Here is a 20,047-nt window from a genome sequence, read left to right on the forward strand (position 1 = left end):
ACGGCTCGATCACACCAACGGCCCAGGAGGCACCCCTTTGTACGGCAGCTCCCTCCCTGTCGCCCGGAGCAGCTCCTTACCGTATGCCTCACCTTCCCTCGTCAGCGACAGGTACGCCGGTAGCAAGGTCAACGGGATCGCGTCGGCACCGACCACTTGGTCGAGGGCGGTCCGTACGGTCATCTGCTGCTGATGCAGGAGGCTCCAGTCAGGGACGGGCTTGCCTCGGGGAGGACGCAGGCCGGCCGCGAGGTCGACGAGGGGGCGCAGGACGAACGCGTCGTCGCGCAGCGCCTGGGCGGCGGGAAGGGCGCCGACCGCCGCGAGCAGGCTGCGGGCGACCGGCGCCGCCTCGCTCTCCTTGAGTCCCCACACCGGGCGGGACGTGACGGCCTCCCCGAAGCCCCGCACGGCGCTCACCTGCTTCGGGGTGAGCTTCGACGCGATCTCGACGGTCCTGAGGCGACGCCAGTCACCGCCCTGGCTCATGTGCCGCTGCGGGTGGACGAGCCACTGGGTCACCAGGGCTTCGGTGTGCAGGGAACTGATCGCGCGATCACCGAGCCGGGCCAGCAGATAGGTGACCCAGCCCGGCGACGGGTGGATCGAGCGGGCACCGGCGCGGATGCCCAGCCAGCAGGCGGCGAGCAAGGGGGCCACATCCACTTCGGCGGGCTGCTGCAGGACAGCTGCCCGGCCTTGCGGGGAGTGGAGCCATGACCGGACGACCGAGGAAGCGTCCGCCTTGTCGGTTTCGGTGATCTCCTTCCCACGGTCCATGGCTCCCAGGACGCGCAGGACCTCGCAGGCGGGATCAGCGAACGAGCCCGTCGTTGCCGCTCCGTCCAGGCCGTGCTGGTAGCTCGATCGGTAGGTGTCGAAGCGCGGGTCGATCAGCCCGTCCACGGCGACGGCGGACGTCTGCGGGCTCGCGTCGTGCAGGGAGGCGAGTGCCCTGATCGTCCAGGCCGGCAGATCCGCCACCGTGAGGCGGCTGCCGGGCTCGACGAGCGAGAGCAGTCGTGGTCCCGCGCCCCGGCCGACCCTGGAAACCTCCAGAGACAGGGTCTCGCCGACCGGCGGTGGAACCGTTCCCTCCGTCACGATGTGTTCGGCGAGGATCCCGAGGGGTTCGACCGACACCACGCAGCGGCGGATCGACCCGGCTCCCGGGCCGGCCGGCGGTGCCGGGTCGACGACCGTCACCCGCCGTCGCTGGCCCGGCGTCAGGTTGCCGTACTCCCGCACGTTGATCGAGAGCCCGGTCAGGGTGACCGCGCCGGGAGCGGTGCGCAGCACAGCGATCCGACGCAGATCTCGCAGGTGCTTGAGAAGGGCGTCCCCCGTCAGGTCCGCGGTCCAGGCCGCGTCCGCTGCGTCCAGCCAGGTCAGGAGATGATCCCGTTCGTCGTGGCAGATCAGGCCCAGGCAGCGGCCTTGGGCGTCGTTCACCGACAGCAAGGGGCGGACGGTGGTCTCACCAGGCTCGCCGGACCCGGTGCCCGGGTCCGCGTGGTCATCGGTCGGCCTGCCGCTGAACTTCCTTGTCCGCGCGTCCCAGTACAGCCGCAGAGTGCTTCTTCCTCCCTCGACGAGAGCGGCTGCGGCAGCGGTCGCGGCTGTCTCGGGCAGGGTCGGCAGTACGTCGTGCATGTGCACCCGGAACAGAGCGCTGCCCGACCGCACGGCCACGTGCCCGTGCCCCAGATCGGCCAGCGGCTGTACGAGCACCGACCCTGTCGAGGCGGGTCCCCCGGGCTGGGCCCGCCGGCTCACGGTCAGGACGGGCGCCGCGTCCGCCGTGATGTGTTCGACGGTCACCGGGAGGCCGGACAGCGCGCGGTCCAGAACGCCGCCGCGGTTCGCGGAGATCAGTGCTTCCCGCAGCCAGTCGCAGTCGGGCCAGCGTTCCTGCGACGGGGCGCTGATGAGCACGCGGGCCCGTGGCAGGCCCTGGACGGACACGACACCGTCAGCCAGGGACAGGAAGACCACGTCACCGGCGGACGGCGGTGAATCCACCAGCGCCGTCAGCTCGTTGGCTCGGTTCAGCCAGACGGCGCCGGCGGTGGCGTACGCGTCGAGCACCCGCCGGTCGGCGGGATAGGGGAAGGTGGAAGCCCCTTCTCCCAGCAGCAGTGCCCCTTCCGCCTCGTTGAGATGGTCGACGGGGAGCAGCATGCGCCGCGCGGAGGATGATCCGAGGGCTCCGCGGACTCCGGGATGCCAGGTGTCCAGCGTCAGGTGGCCGCATTCGTTCACACCGCCCTCGACCCGTCCGTAGACCAGGTCGCCCGGGGCGAAGAACGACCAGTCCAGGTCGGCCAGCGAACCTCCGTCGGAGAAGCGGACCAGTTCGGCGCAGATCTCCACCACCCGCCCCGGGGCCAGTTCCAGCCACAGGGTGTGCCGGTCGGCCCACGCCACCGCCCAGGCCGTGCGCCCGGTACTCTCGGCGGTGCGAAGGTTCTCCACCAGTTCGGTGGCGGGGAACCCGAAGCGTCGTAGTTCGGCGGGGTCGTGGCGCAGGGTCCACGTCGTCAGGGCCGGTGAGAAGAAGACGGGTTCGGCGGTCGACCGGGCTCTGCCGGGCAGCGCGTCCTGCTGTGCGGCGTCCTCGCCCTCGGGCCAGTACCAGCTGACACGGTCGTGATAGCGCCAGTACCGGCTCCGGCAGGCGGCCGCGATCTGCTGCGCGGTGCCGTTCATGAAGGACAACCGGGACCAGTCAATGTGCAGGGTCGGGCCGCCGTTCCGGTCCGCGGGGGCGCCCTCGGCCAGGGGGAGCACCTCGACCAGGACCCCGGTCGTGCACTCCTCGGCGGCCGGGAGGACGATCCGCCCGGCGAGCGCTCCCCGGAGCGGTACCAGCCTGGCGGTGTCGCCACGTGGTCCGTTGTCCGTCACCGCGCCGGTGATCTTCGGATGCGGGGTGCGCAGCAAATCGACGCCGGGCTCGCGGCGCGCACCCGTCGCCCGGTCGACCCGCGCACCGATACCGGGCAGTCCTGCCAGCGTGAAGCTGCGCGGACGGTGGGCGGCGTCAAGGGCGTCCGAATCCCTGAGCCGGTCCTTGGGAAAGACCACGACAGGACGGGGCCGGCTCCCGAGGAAGGTGCTGTCTGCGGGTACGGCCACATGGGCGCTCACCTCGTCGTGGTGGCGCCGAAGCCGTACGACGGAACCGTGGGGGATGTCGGAGGCGCCCCGCACCTCGTCGGCGGGGAACAGGATCCCGGGCCGGATCTCGAGGTACTTCGGCACCCTCCCGTTCTGGTCGGGGCGCCCCTCGACCACGGTGCCGAAGCAGTCGGTGCGCGTCTCGTCGAGGTAGGAGCGCAGCAGCCGCAGAGGCCGGGTCAGAGGGAACTTGGTGGAGCCGGTCCAGTCGTTGCGCGCGTCGTCGTGCAGGCTGTCCAGCCGCACGAGCATCGTGGCCTGGTTCTCGTACACGGCCTCCTTGTCCTCGTGCGTCTCCATGGCCCGCCGCAGACAGTTCTCGCGATGGGCGAAGTCCCGGCGGAACACCTTGACCGTCAGAGGCTGTGCCGGACGGTCGTCGTCCTCGGGCAGGTCGATGTCCTGGGGCAGGCCGAAGCGGAGGAAGTGGTCGTTCTTGGTTCGCGTGATCCTTCCGGCCGTCAGATAGATCCTGTCACCCCGCCGCAGGCCGTTCTTTCCGTCGTCCGGACGCGGTGGCACCAGAGTGAAGAGCAGCGCCTTACGGGCGGGACCGGTCTTCTCATGTTCGAGTCGGGCGAGGACCTTCCGGCCGCGCGTCTCCGGCCCGTACTTGGCCAGCAGCGCCCGGGCCTGCGTGGGGTCGAGAGACGCACTGACCCGCTCGTCCTTGACGTGGATGTCCTCCTCGCCCGGGAGCAGTCGGCGATTGCCGGTGTACACCCGCTCGACCAGGACCAGTCCGCGCGCGTGGTCGAACGAGACGTCCAGAAGATGCAGCACGTGGTGGTGGACGGCCTCGTCGTAGACCCGGCTCTCCACGCCCTTGTGCACGTCGCCGGAGGCGATCTCCACCGAGATGCCTCCGGGCACCGAGGCGTCCCGCCGGAAGGACATCGCCCGGACCTGGTCTCCGTGGAAGAGGGCGATGCCTCGGGGATCGACGGGCTTGCCACCCATCGTCAGCGCCGGTACCGGGATGTCCACGAACCAGCCGTAGCCGAATTCGAAGCGGTGGAGGCTTGCCTCCTCGGTGTCCATGAGCCCGACGTAGTAGGGGCGTTTCGAAGGGGCGTCACGGTACCCCTTGATCTTGTAGCGTTTTCCGTTGAGGCGGGCGTGCGGGAGGACCTCCGCCAGGAAGTCGGGCAGCGATACCGGCGGCACGCCCAGATGGGAGGCGCGGGCCCCTCGTCCGCTGTCGACCGCGACACAGCGGACCCGGTCCCTCAGGTACTCCCGCCCCCCGACCAGCGTCCGTGGCCCTTCGGCCACTGCCAGCCATCTCCGGTAGATCCCGTGGTCGTCCGGTGCCTGTTCCGTCGGCAGCAGCACCCGCGTCTCGTCGTCGGTGAGCGAGCCCTCGATCACGCCCTCCCGAAGCCGTTCCCACGCGATCTCCGGCTTGACGGCGGGCGCCGCCGGCGCATGTTCGACGGCCTGCGGCCGAACGAGGGGTGACAGCACGAAGCTGCGGCTGACGTCGACCAGCCGCAGCGGCTCCGCCCCGTCCTCGGCGTCCTCCTCGTCGACTTCGAAGATCTCCAGTTCGGTACTGTCCACGTGCACGTCCTGGAAGGCGTCCGTCAGCGCCTCGCCGGAAGACGTGCCCACCAGTGTCCGGTGGTCGAACTCCACCACCGCACGAGGTGGGTGGACGCGCCCACCGCCCTGCTTCGCCCTGGCCGGCCCTAGGTCGGCCGCCGGGGTGTCGCCGGGCGCGACGACGGCGATCAAGGGGAGACGGGGATCCTGGAACACCTCTTTCAGCTCGTTGTCCGGGGTGACCCAGGTGCCGACGGACTTCCAGTTCTGACCGGGCGCGCGACGCTCCGTCCACAACCCCCTCAGCCTCAGGTCACGCCCGTGGACGAAGAAGGACCAGCCGTCACCGGTCCGCGAGGCGGTCAGCTGGTTTCCCACGTACGCCTTCTTGTTCTGGTCGAAGGCCGAGACAGGAACATCGACCACCTCGACGACCGAACTGCTCAGGCGCAGCCAGATCCGGAGATGGGTGAGTCTGTGGTCGGCGTTGAGTGTGCGGCCCGCGACGATGCCCTTCAGCGTGGGACCCGCGAGGAGCGCCAGGTCGGACAATCCCCGGCAGTTGCGCACCAGGTCCTCGTGCGCGAACGGCTCCGGACGCTGCTGCAGGGGCCGTTGATACGTCCTGTCGCGCGTCACGATCGCCCATCGCCGCACCCTGCCACTCGGGAACTCACCAGTGAGGGTCAGGGATTCGGTGTCGGCCAGGCCGCTGATTCCGTCGACGGTCCAGACCCTGTTGGAACCGTTCGTGGGGTCGCCGGGGATGACGTCCACTTCGACGAAATCGTTTGTCTCGTGCTGCCGCAGCAAGTCGTAGTGCTCGATACAGGCGTCCACCGAGAAACCGGTCTCCTTGACCGGCAGCACGTCGGCCTCGGCACGCCGAGCCTCCCGCTCACCCCACTTGGTGACGGTGCACAGGACGCTACGGCCCTGGAACGTGCCCCCTTTCGGCAGGGCGGCCACTCTGTTCGGAAAGCCCTCGACCGCCGGTACTTCGATGCACCAGCGCTCCTTTCCGTCAGGACCGGTCTCGACGAACGCCTTCCGGTACAGGTCGTCGTCGCCGGTAGGGCCCGTCGGGCCGTCGGCGTCGTCCTGAGCCGCGCCCGTGCGGGTGAAGACGGCCAGCCAGTCGATGTTGCGCCGGTCGAACACCTTGCCGTCATGGGCGGGCGGGGCCAGTCGGAGCCGGTTCTCGCCCGGCGCGAACGACGCGTGGACGATGAGCCCCTCCGCGGACCCCGCGCAGGCGGACTCCAGCAGCCGCCAGTCCTCCGGGTGCCAGTCCGACGGCCCGAGTACGTAGGTGCGTCCCGGGGTCAGCGCGAAGCGCAGGGCCGGCCCATGGCCGCCGCGGTCCGTCGCCCGGTCGCAGAGCACCAGCCGCAGTACGTCCCCCTCGTCGGGCGCGGTCGTCACGCCCTGCGCCACGCTCAGTTCGGCCAGACCGGAGTCGAGCGGCACCCACCGCTGGTACTCGCCATGCCACATGGCGAGCGTGCGTACCGGCCACACACCGCTCCCAGGCGCGAACCGCCGGGAGATGTCGGGGTCCCAGAGCCGGCGGGCGGCGATGTCCGCCGCGGAGCCACCGCCGGCGTAGCAGTCCACGCTGATGCCGTCGACCCTCAGCGACAGCCAGGGAAACGCGTCCGAGGTACGCAGGACAGCGCCGCGGACCTCTCCGGGACTGGGCCGCGGCATGGCCAGGGGCGCGATCTCGGAGATCTTCCCCGCCTCGATCCGGACGGCGAGGTGATGGCCGGCCTTCCAGTGCTCCCGCTCCTTCCGCAGCCGAAGGGGATAGTTCAGCAGTTGAGGCAAGCCGCAGTTGATCGACAGCTTCGTCATCCGGCCGTCGTCGGTGACGGCCGCGACGACACCGAGGACGTAGCCGGAAGGCACCGGGCCGTCCGGCACGGTCGTGAACGGATCGGAGACCTGGTGACGTGCGCCCTGGTGGTTGACCGCGACGTCCAGAGCCTCCTCGCGCCGGTAGAGCACGACTTCGGAGGTGCGACGATCGACGGTGGCGGCTGCCACACGCCGGGAGTCCAGGGTGATGCTGTCCATGTCCTGACGCACGGGGAGCAGAAGCTGGGGCCGCTGGGCCCGTTCCCATGCCTCGGTCATCACCGCGGCCAGAGGCACACCGCGCGAGGGGAACTCAAGGTGCGCGGTGGCCCGCAGCAGCCCGATCAGCGCGGCCTCGGTGCCTCGGGCGCTGATCCTGGTGCCGTACGTGTCGAAGGGGTGCGGGCGGGACTTCGCCGACGCGTTGGCGCTCCAGCGGTGGTAGAAGGACCGGAGCACCCGGTGCCGGAGCAGGTTGGCGCTCTCGGCCGGGAGGGTCATCGCGCCTCCCACTTCGGCGAACAGCCGGTCGTAGTAGAGGGGGGCGCGCGGGCTGAGATCGATGATCGCGTCGACGACGCGTTCCAGTACGGCGATGAGCTGCCTCTGTTCGGCGAGCCCGGCGGGGCTGACGTGGAACAGGTCCAGCAGGCGGCTGCGGATGTCCCGCGGCAGCATCTGAGGCGAGTTCAGCGATGTGATCAACTCCGTCCAGGAGGTCACCCACTCCTCGGCCAGCCCGTCCTCGACGGCGTCTTCGTCACCCGGTCCTGACTGTTCGAGCAACGTCGTCAGCCGTAGGGTGCGGGCGGCGAGGGGCACGAACCGCCACCTGTCCTCTCCCGTCTCCCCTCTCCTGCGCTGCTCCTCGGCCGCAAGGCGGCTCAGTTCCTCCATGTCCTGCCCCATCCGCGCCCAGTCCGCGGACGAGAAGCCGTGCCGGTCGGCGTCCTTGGGGCCGCTAAGCAGGAGATGCTGATGGTTGGGGAGTATCGTCTCCGGGCCCCTGCGAAACGGCGGCACCGGCCCGTGGCCGATCCGCCAGTCCCAGCGCAGCGGGGCCTCCGGGTCCGCTCCGTGGATCTCCCGCCGCAGCAGGGCGGCGAGCACCGCCGTTCTGCGCGCCGGGTGCTTGCCCTGTCCGGCCACCAGGTCGCAGAGGGTGTCCGCGGCCGACGGATCGCCCACGAACCAGCGGGCGCCCGCCTCCGTCCGGTGGGGACCGACCCCACCGGCGGCCGACTCCTTCGCCCAGTCCAAAGCCGCCCCCAGACCGTTCTCCTTCCTCACGAGGCCCCACGTCGCCTGTCCCCCGTGAAGGGCAGACCCGTTGTCGTGCAGAGCCTGCAACACCCGCAGGAACTCGGCCGGGTGGACGGTGGGCCGCAGGCCCTTGCCGACCCGGTCCGTCACATGGGTCACATGGGTGATGAGGCCCGCCAGGTGGCCGCCGGGAACGAGCGACCGGCCGGTGTGCTCATCGATCGCCTTCCTCAACGCGTAGTAGCGGCGGCCCAGTACGTCCTTGATGTGGAGGGTCAACAGCAGCAGGAAGTCCGGCTGCCGCTCACGGCGTCGTCCCGCTGTGAGCAGGCGCTCGCCGATCAGACCGGCACCCAGCAGGCGGATGAGCTGCTCGGGCTCGTCCCGTGTCAACTGCGGCCCCGAGGGCGTCTCCTTGTCGTTGCCGCCGACGGGCTCCAGCATCCAGGGGGACCAGACACGTGCCGCGGTGGCCGGGTCGGTTTCGGCGGCCGGCCCGTCCCTGAGCACGGGCTGCGGGTGGGACGGCTGGGGGCTGCGGACCGGTGGTGGTGTGCGCAGGCGGAGCAGTCTTCCCACGTGAAAGGTGGCCCGGGCGTACTCCTCGGGGTGGTAGGGCACCGACACGCCCACTTTCGGCACCTGGTCCGTGGCCGGGAACGCGGTCGGCGGCTGCCACCACGCCTCCAGTCGCCCGGCCGTCTCCTCCGAAGCAAGTTCCGTGGCGAGCGCGGTCAGGGTGTGCTGCCACAGCACCGCGGGCAGGACGGAGTCACGGTGTGCCGAGACACCGCCCAGCCGGACGTACGCGGCCTGCCGCCTGGCAAGGGCGGCGGGACCACGCCAGTCGCCCTCCGCGCCGTACTGCTCGACCCAGCCCAGCAGTCGAACGCCGGACATCGCCTCCCGCTCCATTCGGTCGAGCAAGGCTGGCACAGCCGTGTCGTCCGTGTCGCCGGGCAGGTCACCGAACGTGACCCGGGCCGCGCTCATGAGCAGGTCGGGTTCCATGTCGAAGGCGCCGCCCGAGAGCAGGGCCAGCGCGTGACGCGCCTCGTCGGCGGTCTCCGGCCACAGGGTCGCGCTCCACTCCGCGGCCTGGATCAGGGCGAGGCGGCCGTGTTCACCGCGCAGGGCCGCGAGGAGCAGTACCGGACGGTCGCCGAGCCGCTCCCGCATACGCGCGCGGCGGTGGCGAGCGAGGAAGCGGCCGACGGTCAACAGCAGGCCGGGCGCGAACTGCTCCATCATGTCCAGGTAGGGCGAGACAGACGGATCCGCGGTGTAGTCGCGGCTCGCGACCTGTTTTAGAACCCGCCGCAACAAGTCGACCGCCTTGTTCTGGTTTCCGCCGCCCGCCTCACGGAGCAGTGCCTCGAACGAGGCCCGGGTGCCTTCGGGGCTGATTCCGGCGAGGCCCCGGTACAGGGCGAAGGCGCGTGCCGACACTTCGCGCCTGCCGACGAACGACCGGTGCGCGGCGAGGACATGGGGCAGCGCGTGCAGGATCATTCCGCTCTCGCAGTCGTGCAGAAAGTCCAGAGCGGCGCAGACCAGTTCCTCGGAGCGGTTGGCGTCCACGGGCTCCCGCAGCGCGGCGAGGGTGTCCAGGTGGGCAGCCGCGTCGGCAGGTGGCAGACCGACAGCGGCGCAGAAGTACCAGTTCTCGAGCACGCGCGTTCCTTCCTGTCCCGGCGTGACGGCGCCCCGTCAACCGGCCTTTCCAGTCCGCGGTCCGGTTCGATTCGGTTCGTCCCGGGCGGAGTTCTTGCTTCGGCCGGGGCTCATGGCGAGCCCTCGGTCCGACGGTGGCTGTCATCCGGACGGCAAGGGGGGCCTGAGCGCTTCCCGGTAGTCAGGCTCGTCCCACTCCAGCGAGGCGTCGGGCAGCGACGGCTGTGCCGACAGCCCCACGAGGCGTCGTCTGGCTTCCGGGACTCCGGCGAGCCAGCCGGCCGTGTCCTCGGTGAGCGGCCATCGGGTCAGCAGGGTCCATGTGCCTCGGCACAGACCTCTCGGATCGAGCGCCCACAGATCGGTCCCTGCCAGCAGTCCGGCCCGGTCGAGCGTGACGGCCTCCTCGGACCGGTCCAGGTCGGCCAGCGTCGGGGGTGTCCCGCGCAACGCCACCTCGTATGCGGCCCGTACCGCCGAGGACAGGTGCGCATGCTGCCAGCCGTGGAGTTCCGGCGCCTTCCCGGGCTGCCGATCACGCAGCAGTCCGAGCACCATCGCGTCGGCGACAGCCCGTGGAACGCGTACGCCGGGAAAGTCGTCCGGACCCGGCGGCTGCCGTCCGGCGGCGCCGAGCCAACGGCCCAGTTCGGCGTCGTCGGCCGCCGCGAGCAGCAGGGACGCGTAGCGCCCGGCCCCGCGGCGACCGGCGGCGTGGGCCTCTGCCAGGGCGGGGTACTCCGACGGCCAGCGGGCCGCCACCGACGCCAGCATGTCCCGCTCCGCTTGCCAGTCTCCCCGGCCCGACGGCTGTCCGTGCGGGGTCGACGGATGCTGCCCGTCCGGTCCAGGCAGGTCTGCCGGGCCTTCAGGGCCGGTCCGGGCGTCGCGCTCCGTCCTCTCCCCGTCGCGGGTGTTCAGGTCGGCCACGATCGCGGGGCCGTCCAGTCGTACGGTTGCCGTTCCTGTGTCGGCGAGCGCGGACCGGACGTCGACGGCACGAGTCAGCGTCCTCCAGGAGCCGGAGACGGCCCTCCGTGGCGGACGAGCCCGACGGAACAGGTACTCGCCGCATCGCAGATCCCGCGCCACTCGTACGGCGGTCTCGTGCACGGCGTCCGCGTCCGCGCCGTGGATCTGCACCACCACGACGCGCAGCCCCGGTGCCAGGCGCCGCAGATGACCGAGATGGAGGGGCCAGTCGGCCGGTGGACCGTCATCGGCGCGCAGGCGCACGATCAGGCCGCTGCCTCGCCCCGCGGGGTCCTGGCCCGGCTTCTCGGCGCCCGGCCCCGTGGCGAACAGCTCGTCGCCGGAGGCGGGTTCGCGCGAGGCGTCCACCTCGTGGACATACCAGCGGCGGGCTTCGGGCGGGGCGTGACGCGGGTCGTGCGCGGAGAGGACACGCTGGAGGAGCTGTTCGGTCCGCGACAGCAGCTCTACGAGGTCGTCGCCGGACGGGTCGGCCAGTACGTCCGTGCACTGGCCCGAGGTGAGACACCAACGGGTCTCCAGCCGGACCCGGAAGCGGTCGTCCGGTGCGGCGCGACTCGTGACGCCGGGCGGGGGCAGGGGGATGCGGTGAGCCACCGGGGGCGAGGACGTCTGACCGGGCGGCCGGTTTCCGTCCCGGGCCGGCCGCGCCAGCAGCACCATCGGCTCCCGTGAACCGCCGCTGTTCCGGTACAGGACGCGGATGGGCTCCTGTAAGTCGTCCCGGGCGCCGCCGAGCCCCGCCCGGTCCGCTTCGGCCCGGACCCCCCTTTGCAGCTCCGCCTCGGTGACCGTCCCGTCGAGGGTCCGCCCCGCTCCGAGGAGCGAGAGCACGGCGGCGCTGAAGAGTCCGCCCTGCGGCCCGTACGCGGCACCCGTGTTCAACTGCGCCGCCACCCAGACCTGTTGGTCTGCCTCGTCCTTCTTCTCTCCGCTTGGGGGCAGGTCCAGGGGAGAGCCCAGGGGGATGTCCATCCGCTCGGCGTCCTGCTGGCAGGCATCGATGACGAAGGTCTGCCGGGTGAAGCCCGGCAGGAACGACGTCCGGTAGAGCGCGAGGAGGTCTTCCAGCCCCAGATTGCGCATGTCGTTCGCGGGCTGGCCGGCGAGCAGCAGCCGCAGCCTGTCCTCCTTGTCGATCACACCGTGACCGGCCCAGTAGACCCACAGGAAGTCGCCGTGCAAGAGCGGCACTTGGCCGACCAGCACACTGCGGACCCGCTCCACCGTGGCTTCCGCGCCCTTGAGTTCGATGATGTGCTCGGACGGCACTCCGCTACTGCGCAGCCACGCGCTGAACCGTGCCGCGTCCTCGTCGAGGGCGGGCCGGTCCCAGTCGGGACTTCCGTAGGCGTACTGGCTGACCGCGACCACGACAGCGTAGGTACGGGCGGGGTTCGGCGGGCCCGCCGCGACGCCGGACTGCACCGTCACGACAGGCAGCTGTCCAACACGTCGTAGAACTCGTCGCTGTCGAAATAGGCGGAGTGAGCGTCAAGAACCGGAACCCCGTTGTCGATCCGGACGTCCTCGATCCGGTCGCCGAACAGCTTCGGGGAGGAGCCGACGTAGGCCAGCGCGTCGCGTGGGTCGTAGACGTTCACCCAGCGCGGCATCCAGTCGGGCAGAGGCTCACCGAAGGGGAGCGAGGGCAGGGAGCCGATCTCGTAGAGGAGCGGTCCCTGCGAGCCGACGGTGAGCAGGGTGCGCACCGCTGGGATGTGCTCACCGACCAGCAGGTCGAGACTGGCGATCCCCCCGAGACTGTGCGCCACCAGAACGACGTCGTCGGCGGCCTGTGCGATGGTCGCCTTGATGAAGTCCCTTATCCTCTGTCCTCGTGTGAGGTAGTGCAGGACGTCACCGGCGAGAGCGTGCCGTTCCAGGACGATGTCGTGCCGCCGCTCCATCATGGTCGAAGCGCCGAACCGCAGGCCCAGTCGCATGCCGAACTTCACCAGTCGGTCGGACACGCCCAGTTCCAGGGTGCCGAGACGCGCGGTGACCGCTGTCACCAGAGCGTCGCGGGTCCGGCCCGACATCAGGGGTGGCCACCCCCCTGCCGCCTCGTACCGCAGGCTCGCCCGCGCCACGAACGCACGGGCGAGCGCGGCGCACAGCTCGGCGGAGTCCACCCGTTCGCGGGCAAGGTCCGTCGCCAGCCGGGTGTCCTCCTCCCCCAGGACATCCGCCACTGCGGGCGGGAAGTGGCGCTGCAGACCGGCTCGACGGAGCGGTGACTCAAGGTCCGGATGCTCCGCCAGGGCCTTCGCGGTTCTCCGCAGACGCTCCCCGTACGGAAGGGCACCCGGCACGGTGGCCGGGCGGTCCTTCCGGCTCGCGTACTGCACCGCGAGCAGGCGCAGTTCGTGCGTGGGGTCGGCGGTCAGAAGCGCCCAGCGTGTCACTGGCCACTGCGCTTGCGCGCCGACTTCGGCCGGCGGCGCATCCGGCACACTGGCGCCTCCGGCGCCCAGGGTGGAGCCTAGCCCGTCCCCCCACAAGCAGGGCAGCACTCGGACATCAGACCGGCCCAGTTCCGCTGTTTTGGATGTAAGCAACTCCAGCTGCTCCAAATAGCGCCTCTCGCGCACACCCGTTCCGTGCACAAAGATCACAGTGGTCACAGCACCCCCCGTTCATCGCCCTCAGTCCATTTAAGCCGCTACGGAACGCTCGCGGGAACATCCGGGAGAAATGCAGTGAACTCGTCGTTGGCACGGCAGAGTGTCGCCGCCGACGTACAGGTCACTCAGCGATCCCTAATGCGGCCTGTCGAGCCCCGAGAGCACTGGGCGAAAGTGAGCTCGTACCACCGTCCATCGGGTAGGAGCGCCCAGAGACGTTGACGCCTCGGCGGGCCATGGCGAGGACGGCCTGGATGTGACGCTCCCCCTCGGCGCGATTACGGTCGTAGAACCTTCGCGGCTCATCGCAGTGCCGGATGCTGAACAACGCCGAGATGTGGAAGACGCGTTGGAGACGACGGTTGTAGCGCCGCGGGTGCCGCAGGTTGCCGCAGATCGTCCCGAAGTAGAACGGCGCTGGTGTGACGCCGCCGAAGCGGCGAGTCAGGGAGAATCAGCTGCGTAACGCGGCATGCCCCTGAAAGACGCGGCAAGAGTCATCCACGCAGGTCAAAGGCGACTGGAGCCGCATCGCCCCAGGCCAGCGCCACCAGGCAGACAACATCAAGAAGATCTCTTCTTGGGCCGCCATTCTCTTTGCTCCTACACTCGTAGGAACTATCTACGGCATGAACTTTGACCACATGCCCGAGTTGGGCTGGAGCTTCGGATACCCCTTCGCGATTGGCTTGATGGGGGTGGTTTGCGTGAGTTTGTACGTGATCTTCAAGCGGCGGGACTGGCTCTAGGGAACTGAGACCACGCACAGCCCCCTTCGCGCTCTACTCTCGCACCCTCTACGGATCGACACAAAAACGGCCGTGAGGAGTCCCTGGGGAGAAGTGATGTGGGTGATCTCCTCGTCCTGCCAGAACTACGCTGACCTGGTGCTTTAGGGGCCTGTCAACGCTGGGGAGAATCCGGGGAGAATCGAATCCACTCCATGCCTTCCACTCTGCGCAGCGCCCCGGCCCGGTCTCCCTTTTCGCCAGGATTTACCGAGCCGACTGCCCACGTAGAACATCACCTAAAGTGACACCAGCACGCTGCCTCGGCACCCCTCCTCCGTTACCTTAAACACCTAGCGAACGCCACGAGCACCAGCTACAGACAGAGCCGCAGGCCCAAGCCCCTCGCGGCCGGTTCGAGGATCCGGACATGCTCCACGTTGTGCGTCATCGGAAAGGTGCCGGCCTGAACGGATCCCAGAAAATCGCTGGTCAGAGCCGGTTTCTTGACTCATCGTCCTTCATGCAGACACCTGGAGCGTCAGACGAGCGTCAAGGCCGAGGGCCGGTCCTGCCCAGGGCTGAGCAGACTGCGGCAACCAGCTCACCGGGGGATCCGTCCCCGCCCGCTCCGGACGTCAGCCCGCACATCATGCCCCTCGCAACGGACGCCGAGCACCTCGCGCCGTACCGGGAGGAATTCCGCCACCGTCTCCCGAAGTCGCTGGAGGGGGGAGCTTGCGCGGCGGAAGGCTGCCGCCCGGCGAAGTACGGTGAACTGCCCGCTTAGATGCACGAGTTGACCGAACAGGAAAAGCCCGCGAGCGGTCAGGGAGAATCCAGTTCCCGAACTGCTTCCAGCATGACGTCCTGAGCCTCACGTCGTCTTGGGAAAGGCCCAAGGAGGACCCGCGCAGTGGTGATGGTCCGCTCGGCATCCCGATAGCCCAGTTCGCGCAGCTCGTTGAGCCTGCGAGCGGAGAAATCCAAAAGGCTGATGGCGTTGCCGGTCACGCCGGGTGAGACCAGCGCCTCTGACGGCCGGATTTCGAGGACCGTTGCCGTGGGATAGCGGCTGGCGTCCCACAGCACTCCGCGTTGAAGATGCGTGACCAAGATCAAGTCGAGTGGGCTCTCAGCCATCAGCGACCCCAGTGGCGCATTGGCGTAGACGCCTCCCAGGGCACCATCGCGGTAGAGACGGTCGTCCACACGCCGCCCGGGGACGATGAATGGAAGAGCCGCACTGGCCAGAACTGCCTCCTTGCGCTGGGCCATTGCAAGGTCGTTGACCTTGATCCATTCTGATTGGGCGCCAGTTACCGAACGCACGATGTCGGCAAACCAGTTGTCGTCGGGCACCCCAGGGAAGGCAGCGACCCAGAACGGGAGGCACAGCTGTGCGAGGTCAACGTGTCGGTCCAACACGCCGTCAATGAATTCTGGGTGCAGGACCGGGCCTCGCGCCAGCTTGACGACATCCGACACCGCGCCCAAGCCGGAGTCTGCGTGCCCAGCCGTACGTCCGACCTCGTCCCACACATTCACCAGGTGTTCGACCGCCGCGTCGGGCGACCCCTGTGCGGCGACCACCGCGCCGTTCAGCGCACCGATGCTGGTGCCCGCCACCGCCGCCAAGGAAATATCCACTTCGGCCAGGTATTCCATCACTCCGACCTGGTAGGCCCCTCGGGCTCCCCCGCCGGCCAGAACCAGTCCGATGCGTGCGGCACGTGTGCTGTTCTTCACGACTGCCGCCAGTGGCTCGCGGCCAGTTCGAACTGCTCCTGCACCGCAACGTCCACGATCCTGCGCGCGGTAGCACCCGCATCAAGGTGGGCCACCCGTCGTCGGCTGAGCTCCAGGGCAATCCCGGCCGGCCGCTCGGGCCTGACGTCGTCAGCGAGTGAGGCCAGCTCCATCGTCATCGCGGCCATGTGGTGCAGCGGGCGGCTTGCCAGAGCAAGCCCAGGAACGAGCCCGATGTCGAGCAGTTCTCCTACGAGAGCGCGCTGTTCGGGCCAGACAAGCATGCGCCAGGCTTCTTCGAACTCAGTGGCCAGGCTGATCGTGCGACCGGGCGTCTGGGACACCTGGGGAATCGCGTCCGCTACCGCTCGGGCGGTTCGACTGCGGTACTGCGTGTCACCAGATTCTGCGTACCACCGCCCGCACGGGCCGCTCGCCAGGTGGCGCCCGAGCAGAATAGCCTGGTAGGGCCACGGAACTCCGCGCAGCGATCGTTCCGCACTGGCCAGCGCGCGGTCCGCGAAATCCCTGGCGGCATCTTTCAACTCGACGGCGCCGACCCGGCGTTCGAGGAGCGACAAACGCTCTTCGGTCGCCTTGATGATCTCTCCGACCTCATCAGCGAGCTCCTCATGCGCGCGCTGCAGGTTTGACACCTGCTCCCTCACGGACTTCAGATGCCCGGCTACTCGCGCTATGGCCAGGTCGGTGACCCGGCCATATTCACTGGTTTCGACCGCGAGGGCGGCCAGAGTTTCCTGACCGTTGACCAAGTGACGGATGGTCAAGAGCTGGGCCCTCTGGCTGCTGCCGGTAAGGTCCGCGACCAGCCGCGCGACGACGCCTGATTCTGCACGGTCGGCAGTGATTGCGCGAGCGACGCCGATACCGTTCGCCAGCTCAAGCAGCGCCCTGTCGTGCACCCCAGGCAGACGAGTGGCCAACTGCAGAACTTGGGCATTCATGAAGAGCTCGGAACCAGCCTTTCCACATTCAGGCCGTGAGTCGACACAGGTAGTCGTCAAGCGTCTCGGCTTCCGTCACCAACTCCGCCTCAAGAGCCCTGATCGTCTTTCCGTGATCGATACGCTGCTCCTCGCTCTTCTGATGGACCCCCAGAGAGCTGGTAAGGACATCGTGGTAGCCCTTGAGGTAGTCACCAAGTCCGTCGTAGTAGGCAGTGAGCTCACCGGTGAGCTCACTGCCGACGTATGCACGCAGAGAGTCACGCATGTCGTCGATCTGGGCGTCGAAGAGCTCCCGGAGCTGACGCTCGATGCTTGTGCACGAGACGACGTAGACAGACACCTTGACGGGACGGGTCGCGGTGACCGTCACCTCCTCCGTGGCAATCCACAGAGTCCACCAGATGCGCCTGGTCCGAGTCTCCTCGTACTCCTCTTCGCTTACACGCATCCGCTCTGCGGGATCCTCAAGCTCGACGCGGAACTGCTCGTGGATACCGGGAGGAGGGGGTTTGACATCGACATCGAACGCATTCGAAAGGGTCCGTGCGGCGCGTTCGATGAGACCGCGCACCTTTGACTCCTGCTCATTGACGATGTCGACGGAGGTGCGTCGGACCAGCTTGTCCAGGTCGACGCGCCCCTGGTCGAGTAGTTCGCGGAGCTGCGCGGTGACTGCTCCAGCGATCTCGTCCTTCAGCCGCGTGGCCTCCTCAAGCGTCGGGAACTCGATCTCGTCAGAGACCGATCTGTTCGAGCTGACCGCGTCAAACAACTTCCTTACGATGCTCTTCGTCTGATCCACCAGGGGAATATTTGACTTCTCTGTCCTGGCAGACTCCATTCCCACCGTCTGGATGATCTGGTGACCGTTCGCTTCCAACTCGCTGGCGAATCCCTCGATCTCCCGCCGGAACCGCTCCTGCAACTGCACGACGGTCGGAAGCCGTTCCCTGTGGTCGGCCAGCTCCTCCATTTCACTTTTCAGCTTGGCCAGTTGCAGCTCGATCTCCTTCGCGTCGTGTTCTGCGGCACTCCGTTCCAATGCGAGGCTGGTCCTCAACTCCTCCACAGCAGCCTGGTACCGATGCAGTGCAGATTTCATGACCGCAGGAGCCGCATCACCCCGTAGCTGGTCAATCACCTTCTCGATCAGCGGCACGACCTGGCTCTTCACTAACAGGCGCTCAGCCGTGCGGGTCAGCGCCACCGGAGGCGTATCTCCGAGAAGGGCCTCCAGTTCGGACGCGTCTTCGAGTGGATTGAGTTCACGCAACACGGCAATGGCCGCCTCGCTGTCAGCATGCCTGAACCGGTCCCCCAGCAGGCGTTGTTCGGTCAGGACCCGGGAGCCGAGCAGACCCCAGTTGGCCACGACCTCATGTACCTGTCCCGCGGAGATTGCGAGGGTGTTGCGGACAAGCTGACGCGTCTCATCCGCACTCAGATCATCCTCCGTCTTGCGCGCGTCCACCTTGTTGACCACGGCATACAAGCGCTCCTTCCCAATGACCTCGACGTGCCGACCGAGACGGTTCTCGATGTCGACTGCCGCTTCGCTACCCATCTGGGTGTAGTCGAGCACGACCAGCAGAGCGTGGGCGTCGTGGAGTTGTCGCTCAAGAGCGGGGCCAAGCCTTGCGGCAATGGCGTGTTCGTTGGGGCCGGGTGTGTCAATGATGACGAGCTGCCCGCCCCGCACCCCTCCTGCGGTGAAAGGATGCAGGTGCCCTGTGCGCAGCTCCGGCAGGTCTAGCATGTAGCTGAGATAGTCGTCATTGAGAGCCAGCGAGGCGAGCCGCATCTCATCGTTGATCCTGGCAAGAGCCTTGTGAACGTCGGCTGCTCCAATGTAGCGACGCTCAAGGCGTGGTAGCACTGTGCGGTTGAGGCGTTCGGCCAGATCAGTCAGGTAACCGTGTATGGAGCCGACGGTCCAGCCGCTGCGCAGGCGCCCCAGGAGCTTCCTCTCCAGAGTGTCGTAAAGGCTGAGCAGGGAGTCGGGAATGGTCAGCTCCGGCCTGTCCAGAGCCATACCTTCGACAAGGATGATTCTCGTGGGTACTGTGGTCATAGGATTGGCTCGAGCCGGCAACAACTGATATCCGACGATCGCATTGATCAGTGTCGACTTGCCTGCTTTCATCGGTGCCACGATCGGCATGACGAGCTGCAGTTCCCGTACCGACTCCAGGTGCCGATTGAGCTCTGCTGCTTTCCGCTCGACTTTGCTCTTGAGCGCTGCTCCCTCGTGGTTGTTGTTGCGTTCCAGCCTTGCCGATCGCTCGAACAGAGCAACGACTCGTTCGAAGCCGCGAATGAGGTCTTGATGAAGATCCGCCAGCCGGCCGCCGCGTTCAGAGTGATCCACGGGCGCATCCCCCTATTCCTCACGCTCCGCTATCGACGGGAATACTAGCAGTGACTCTGTCTCCGTAACATGGAGTCGGTAGAATGACTTGTCCTTAACAACGGCTAACACGATGACCCGAGTTGAGTGCGGCTCTTTTGCAGCGCGTCCTGGGACGTCGTCTGGGAGGCGGGGGTGTCGGGTCGAGGAACTCGACCGCCAGGAAGCTGCCGTGCGGGAGGGGATCGCCGAACTGCGGCTATGAATTGCGGAGTTGACAGGCGTCTTGCCGCGAAGGAGGAGGCGTCCCTGCTGGAGATCACACGGGAGACGATCACCGAGGTCCTTCGGGGGCGGGGCGGTAGCGGGCGCCCGCGGGAGCAGGGGTTGTTGAGGAGTGCCGGTCCGCGGCGGGATCCCCGGTCGGGGCGCGACTGGTTCGGCCAGGACGTCGTCGTGCGACGCCTCGTTCAACCGGTGCCCACGCTGCGGAAAGCGCCCGGTCGGCCGTTTGCTGAGCTGGTGTGAGCTCGCGGCCCGGTGGACACCTGAGGGGTGTGGTCACCCACGAGCCGGCTCCCATGTAGGCCCGTTGGGCAAGGATCGGGACACCTTGGCGCTCACGGATGCGGGTGTCTGCGTACAAGTGAACGTGGCCCTGGCAAGATTTTCGTGAAACGGCGGTGTGCCACCGTGCGCCGGTGACGCTCCGTCACGGGTAGTGGCGTCGGAGAGGCGCCATGAGGACGACGCGGTGGCGCAGGAGCGGAACGCCGGCGCGGCCAGCCATGATCCTCTTCTGGAGCTTCAGGTCCGTGATGCGGCCTTCGTTGACGCCGAGGTTGTACGGGGTGGTGATGCCCTGCACGACTGCCTGCTGGTCTTCGCGGATGGTGTTGGCCAGGCTCGCCAAGGCAGACAGGCCAGAGGCCGCGAGTTGGTCGAGCCAGGCCGGCAGCGGGGCGGCGTCGCGGGCATCGAGGCAGGGCTCCAGGGGCAGCGGGACACCGTCATTCTCACGGTCGGCAGCAGAGCTGGTATGGGCCTGATACCCCAACTCGGTCGTCATGGTGATGGATCGGCAGACAGACCCGCAGGCACGGCTCCTGGTGA

7 protein-coding genes and 3 pseudogenes are annotated in these 20,047 nt (G+C 68.3%); 1 reads left to right on the forward strand and 9 read right to left on the reverse strand.

Annotated elements, in window-relative coordinates; genetic code table 11:
• Positions 1 to 9: 9 nt before the first annotated feature.
• The 4 genes and pseudogenes from RNB18_RS22940 to RNB18_RS54100 form a co-directional block, all read right to left on the reverse strand.
• On the reverse strand, positions 10 to 9,522 hold the full coding sequence (locus RNB18_RS22940) for a hypothetical protein (RefSeq protein WP_311715969.1): 9,513 nt from the start codon (positions 9,520 to 9,522) through the stop codon (positions 10 to 12).
• 141 nt (positions 9,523 to 9,663) lie between these two features.
• Positions 9,664 to 11,949 (reverse strand): caspase family protein, encoded by a 2,286-nt coding sequence (locus RNB18_RS22945; RefSeq protein ID WP_311715970.1) that lies wholly within the window; start codon positions 11,947 to 11,949, stop codon positions 9,664 to 9,666.
• The gene (locus tag RNB18_RS22950) at positions 11,946 to 12,923 is read right to left on the reverse strand and encodes a lipase family protein (protein WP_311715971.1); all 978 of its coding nucleotides are present in this window, start codon (positions 12,921 to 12,923) and stop codon (positions 11,946 to 11,948) included. Before RNB18_RS22950 ends, RNB18_RS22945 begins: the two co-directional genes overlap by 4 nt.
• A 344-nt stretch (positions 12,924 to 13,267) precedes the next feature.
• Positions 13,268 to 13,578 (reverse strand): annotated as a pseudogene (locus RNB18_RS54100) (hypothetical protein); the annotation flags it as partial.
• Positions 13,579 to 13,699: 121 nt separating this feature from the next.
• Here RNB18_RS54100 and RNB18_RS22960 point away from each other — a divergent pair.
• Positions 13,700 to 13,891: pseudogene (locus RNB18_RS22960) on the forward strand (CorA family divalent cation transporter); the annotation flags it as partial.
• 807 nt (positions 13,892 to 14,698) lie between these two features.
• On the opposite strand, the gene RNB18_RS22965 reads toward RNB18_RS22960, so the two are convergent.
• The 5 genes and pseudogenes from RNB18_RS22965 to RNB18_RS22985 form a co-directional block, all read right to left on the reverse strand.
• The gene (locus RNB18_RS22965; protein ID WP_311715972.1) at positions 14,699 to 15,619 is read right to left on the reverse strand and encodes a patatin-like phospholipase family protein; all 921 of its coding nucleotides are present in this window, start codon (positions 15,617 to 15,619) and stop codon (positions 14,699 to 14,701) included.
• Positions 15,616 to 16,584: a hypothetical protein gene (locus RNB18_RS22970; protein WP_311715973.1), complete on the reverse strand. Its 969-nt coding sequence runs from the start codon at positions 16,582 to 16,584 to the stop codon at positions 15,616 to 15,618. Before RNB18_RS22970 ends, RNB18_RS22965 begins: the two co-directional genes overlap by 4 nt.
• Before the next feature lie 28 nt (positions 16,585 to 16,612).
• Entirely contained in the window at positions 16,613 to 18,955 is a 2,343-nt protein-coding gene (locus tag RNB18_RS22975) for a dynamin family protein (RefSeq protein WP_311715974.1), read from the reverse strand.
• A gap of 313 nt (positions 18,956 to 19,268) precedes the next feature.
• A pseudogene (locus tag RNB18_RS53745) lies at positions 19,269 to 19,565 on the reverse strand (hypothetical protein); the annotation flags it as partial.
• Between the two features lie 81 nt (positions 19,566 to 19,646).
• A complete protein-coding gene (locus tag RNB18_RS22985; RefSeq protein ID WP_311715975.1) occupies positions 19,647 to 20,003 on the reverse strand; it encodes a hypothetical protein in 357 nt (118 codons plus the stop codon).
• Positions 20,004 to 20,047 lie beyond the last annotated feature (44 nt).

It is taken from the genome of Streptomyces doebereineriae (assembly GCF_031845645.1).
Classification (GTDB): domain Bacteria; phylum Actinomycetota; class Actinomycetes; order Streptomycetales; family Streptomycetaceae; genus Streptomyces; species Streptomyces canus.

What these genes read in the sequence shown, in the direction of transcription:
- RNB18_RS22970 (WP_311715973.1), bottom strand. Translation starts at nt 16,584, where the DNA reads ATGAATGCCCAAGTTCTGCAGTTGGCCACTCGTCTGCCTGGGGTGCAC.
- RNB18_RS22985 (WP_311715975.1), bottom strand. Translation starts at nt 20,003, where the DNA reads ATGACGACCGAGTTGGGGTATCAGGCCCATACCAGCTCTGCTGCCGAC.